Below are 4,124 nucleotides of genomic sequence, written 5' to 3' on the forward strand. Positions count from 1 at the left end.
CCGAGCTTAGCTCCTTTGGTCTGTAAATACTTTTCGTTGTGAGGGTTGCTATCGCATTGGAGTGCGACGCGCTCCATAACCTCAATCCCCAGTTCCGTCAGTGCCGAGACTTTGCGGGGATTGTTGGTCATGAGCCGCACCTTGCTGATCTGCAAATGCGCAAACATGGGCTGTACGATGGTGTAGTCACGCATATCCGCGCCAAAACCCAGCTGCTCATTCGCCTGGACGGTATCCGCACCCTCATCTTGCAGCTTGTAAGCCTTGATCTTGTTCAGCAAGCCGATGCCCCGACCTTCTTGCCGCAGATAAAGCAGCGCACCCCGACCCTCGTGGGCAATGGCACGGAGCGCTGCCTGAAGTTGATTGCCGCAGTCACAGCGCAAGCTGAAGAGCGTGTCGCCCGTCAAGCACTCAGAATGCACGCGTGTGAGCACAGGCTCGTCTGTGGACACATCACCCAGGGTGAGCACCAGATGCTCCTTGTTCGCCGTCACGTCCTCGAACCCGTGCATGGTAAACACGGCCCAGTCGGTGGGCAGGCGGGATGCCTCTACAAATTTTACGGACACAGAACCATCCAGTCATTACGGAGGCGCGCTAGTCTACCAGAGCTCGGGAGCCTCACGAACCGATAAAAGAGCAATCGCAGAGCTCTCACCACCGCGCCTTCAGCGTCAAGATACCGCCCTGCTCCTCGATATCCACGTGCTGCAAAAAGCTCATTCCCAACAGGGCAACGGAGGGCTGATCCCCATCGATCACCGTTGCAGCGACCCCCTCTATGCGAATGCCGCCCACGGTAACCGCGTCCAGCAAAACCCGTCGCGCGGGGACTATGGATCCAGCAGTTTGTACTCGCGCAGCCACACCCTCGTCATCAGCAATGCCCACAGAGCGAGCGTCGCGGCGATTCAGAGCGATAATGTTTGCGCCGGTATCTACAATCACCGAGAGACGAATGTTGTTAATCTCTGCGTTGGTGACATATTGCATCTGGTCATTGCGGGGGATGGTGATACTGCGCTCAGCCGGGGCACTGAACTGACCGCTGATGCGCTGCGAAACGCGGAGGCGCTGCTGTTTTCCCCCGATCTCTACCAAAGCGGACTGCGCGTCAGATGACAGAAGGGTTACACCACCCTCGCTCTGACCCTCCCGCAAGGTCACCCTACGACCGTCAATCTGCATGACGGCAAGACCGGGCAGCAGTGCCTCTACCTGTATCTCCGCCGCGGAAGTCGACAAGCAAACCAGAGACAACAACAACGGTAGCGACAGTACTCGACCTATCACTGACCAACCCCCATGCGCAGTGCCAAGTGAAGTACCCCACAGGCCAGCATGCCGGCTACAACGTCATCAATCATAATGCCAAAGCCGCCGCGGGCATGCCGGTCCAGCCAACCTATGGGCCAGGGCTTTGCAATATCGAAGAGACGAAAAACCAGGAAGCCCGCAAGTATCCATAGAGGCTCTACGGGCACGGCCCACAGGGCTATCCAAAGCCCCACAAATTCGTCCCACACTATGCCCGGATGATCGTGAACATTCAGTGCCTTGCTGGCCCGATCGCAGATCCACACGCCGACGAGGGCGGCGAGCAGCACAATCCCGCTGTAAACCAGCAAAGACTGGGTTGCCATGACCCCATAAAAAGGCAGCGCAGCCAGGGTCCCCACGGTGCCCGGCGCTCTTGGCGCGAGCCCCGACCCGAGGCCAAAAGCCAGGAACTGCGCGAGATCCGCAAGATTCGGACGGGGCAGTGCACTCATGGTCGCAAATCCAAGCTAAAAATGACGATATCCACCCGCTGCAACGACAGCATCACAGCGTACACCGGCGCCGCTCTCAACGCAGCCTATAGCGATGCACCCCGGTGGAACATCTAAGGATTCTGGCAGTGTGAAACACAGGCAATAGTCTTCACCGCCGCCCAGCGCCCAGGCAAGAGCCTGCTCCTCCGACGTTACAGATTTCAATGCCTCCGAGAGAGGCACACGCGCAGGATCCACAAACGCTGCGACGTTGCTCGCCTCGGCGATGTGCCCAAGATCTGCGAGAAGTCCATCGGACACATCCACGGCAGCCGTCGCCTTTCCCCGCAAATAGATGCCCAGATCCAGAGCGGGCATGGGTCTCCAAAAGCGCGCCCGCAATGCTTCATCAACCCGCTCGTCCCCGGCAGCACGCCCCTCAATAAGCGCAAGCCCCCCTGCCGCATCACCCAGTGGGCCGCTGACACAAACAATGTCCCCGGGCCTGGCACCGTCACGGCGAACAGCCTCTCCCGAGGGAACAGCACCCATGACCTGTACACTCAGAGCGAGAGCACCCCGGGTTAAATCCCCGCCGACTAAAGGCAGTGAAAAATCGGCAGCGGCGTCGCTCAACCCAGAGCGCAGGTCACGCAGCCAGGCTTCCTCAGCACCGGGAATCGTCAGAGCAAGGGTCATAGCGATAGGTCGGGCCCCCATGGCGGCGAGATCGCTGGTAGCGGCCGCCACGGCGCGGTAGGCCAATTCAGAGGGAGGAGAGTTGAAGGGAAAGTGCACGCCCTCGAGCATGCTATCCACGGAGACCACCAGTTCCTCGCCAGCATTCAAGCGAAGAACGGCACCGTCATCGCCGTTTCCAAGAACGACGGCGGGCCCTTTGTCCATCTCGCTGAGGTAGCGCGCGATGAGGCTGAACTCGTCGCGCGGCTGTTTAGCGTCCGGCACTGACCTCAGGACCACGCAGCTGTCGTGCCAACTTGTCGAGCACACCGTTGATGTACTTGTGGCTCTCCGCGGCGCCAAATTTTTTGGCCAGGGCCACCGACTCGTTAATCACCACACGGTAGGGTACGTCGATGCGGTCGCGAAGTTCAAAACCACCCATGCGTAACAGGGAGCACTCTATGGGATCGAGCTCGCGGATTTCCCTGTCCAGCAAGGGCTTCAAAAGGCTGTCGAGCTCCTCCACCAGGGGAGGAACACCATGAATCAGGGCCTGAAAATATTCCAGATCCACAACCGAAAAGTCATAGTCAGTGCGGAATTCAGCTTCGATGTCGGTGGCGGTGGCTCCGGCCATATGCCACTGGTACAAAGCCTGGAGCGCGTAATGGCGCGCCTTTCTGCGTCGGGCTACCAGTTCCTGTTGAGCCTGTTTTGACACCTCAGTCGAGCTGACCGAGCAGACTGACCATTTCCAGTACGGACAGTGCGGCTTCCACGCCTTTGTTGCCGGCCTTGGTGCCGGAGCGCTCAATAGCCTGCTCTATACTGTCGACCGTCAGCACACCGAAGGCAATGGGAATATCGTGGTTAAGACTCACCTGGGCAATGCCTTTCGTGCACTCACCGGCAACGTGCTCGAAGTGCGGTGTCCCGCCGCGAATCACGGCGCCCAGGGCCACAATGGCATCGTAGTTTCCAGATTTGGCCAGGCGCTGACAGGCCAGAGGAATTTCAAAGGCACCGGGCACGCGGATAACAGTAATTTGCTCGGGCGCAACGCCATGACGCTTCAGTGTGTCCACAGCGCCCTCGAGCAAATGCTCCACGACAAAACTGTTCCAGCGACCCACGAGAAGGGCGTAACGCCCTGAAGTATGGGTCATTGTCCCTTCGATGGTTTTTAAGCTACTCATGGTCTGCTCGTCTCACTTTTTGACCGCCAGTTCTACCAAAGACGGCTCTCTCTGGCGTTTAAATAATTTCTTTTGACACTGCGGGCTCAAGATAATCAATCACCTCAAGACCAAATCCCGATATCGCATTGTACTTGATCGGTGCGCCCATAAGGCGAATCTTGCCCACCCCAAGCTCACGCAGAATTTGAGATCCCACGCCCACGGTGTTGTAGCTGTCCCCTGCCTTTGGGTCCCGGGGCTCGATATCGCCCAGCGCCAAATCCACACTATGTAGTAGCTGCTCGTCTGTTTCGCTACGGCCGAGTAACACGAGGACTCCGGAACCGCTTTTGGCAATCGCGGCAAGACTCCGCTGGACACTCCAACCGACCTGTCCCTCTACGTCGCTGCCCAGGAGATCTCGCAGGGTAGACGTTGCATGCACCCGCACCAGAGTCGGCTCTGCGGCGCTGATGTCCCCAAGACTCAGGGCAATATGCAGCCC

6 protein-coding genes and 1 pseudogene are annotated in these 4,124 nt (G+C 58.6%); all 7 read right to left on the reverse strand.

Going from position 1 to position 4,124, the window contains the following annotated elements; genetic code table 11:
* On the reverse strand, nucleotides 1-572 hold a 572-nt coding region (gene ribA, locus ACTG3T_RS10715), incomplete at its 3' end, for a GTP cyclohydrolase II (RefSeq protein ID WP_439102267.1).
* A gap of 85 nt (nucleotides 573-657) precedes the next feature.
* A complete protein-coding gene (locus tag ACTG3T_RS10720; RefSeq protein ID WP_439102268.1) occupies nucleotides 658-1,296 on the reverse strand; it encodes a retropepsin-like aspartic protease family protein in 639 nt (212 codons plus the stop codon).
* The gene (locus ACTG3T_RS10725) at nucleotides 1,293-1,775 is read right to left on the reverse strand and encodes a phosphatidylglycerophosphatase A family protein (RefSeq protein ID WP_439102269.1); all 483 of its coding nucleotides are present in this window, start codon (nucleotides 1,773-1,775) and stop codon (nucleotides 1,293-1,295) included. The genes ACTG3T_RS10720 and ACTG3T_RS10725 overlap by 4 nt, the downstream gene beginning before the upstream one ends.
* 15 nt (nucleotides 1,776-1,790) lie before the next feature.
* Entirely contained in the window at nucleotides 1,791-2,723 is a 933-nt protein-coding gene (gene thiL, locus ACTG3T_RS10730; protein WP_439102270.1) for a thiamine-phosphate kinase, read from the reverse strand.
* Nucleotides 2,710-3,162 carry a transcription antitermination factor NusB gene (gene nusB / locus ACTG3T_RS10735; RefSeq protein WP_439102271.1) on the reverse strand — a complete coding sequence of 151 codons (453 nt, stop codon included), beginning with the start codon at nucleotides 3,160-3,162 and terminating at the stop codon, nucleotides 2,710-2,712. Before nusB ends, thiL begins: the two co-directional genes overlap by 14 nt.
* 1 nt (nucleotide 3,163) lies before the next feature.
* Nucleotides 3,164-3,637, reverse strand: a complete 474-nt coding sequence (gene ribH, locus ACTG3T_RS10740) for a 6,7-dimethyl-8-ribityllumazine synthase (RefSeq protein ID WP_439102272.1) — start codon at nucleotides 3,635-3,637, stop codon at nucleotides 3,164-3,166.
* Nucleotides 3,638-3,695: 58 nt separating this feature from the next.
* Nucleotides 3,696-4,124: pseudogene (locus tag ACTG3T_RS10745) on the reverse strand (bifunctional 3,4-dihydroxy-2-butanone-4-phosphate synthase/GTP cyclohydrolase II); the annotation flags it as partial.

This window comes from Congregibacter sp. (assembly GCF_965660375.1).
Classification (GTDB): domain Bacteria; phylum Pseudomonadota; class Gammaproteobacteria; order Pseudomonadales; family Halieaceae; genus Congregibacter.

What these genes read in the sequence shown, in the direction of transcription:
- ribH (WP_439102272.1), bottom strand. Translation starts at nt 3,637, where the DNA reads ATGAGTAGCTTAAAAACCATCGAAGGGACAATGACCCATACTTCAGGG.
- ACTG3T_RS10725 (WP_439102269.1), bottom strand. Translation starts at nt 1,775, where the DNA reads ATGAGTGCACTGCCCCGTCCGAATCTTGCGGATCTCGCGCAGTTCCTG.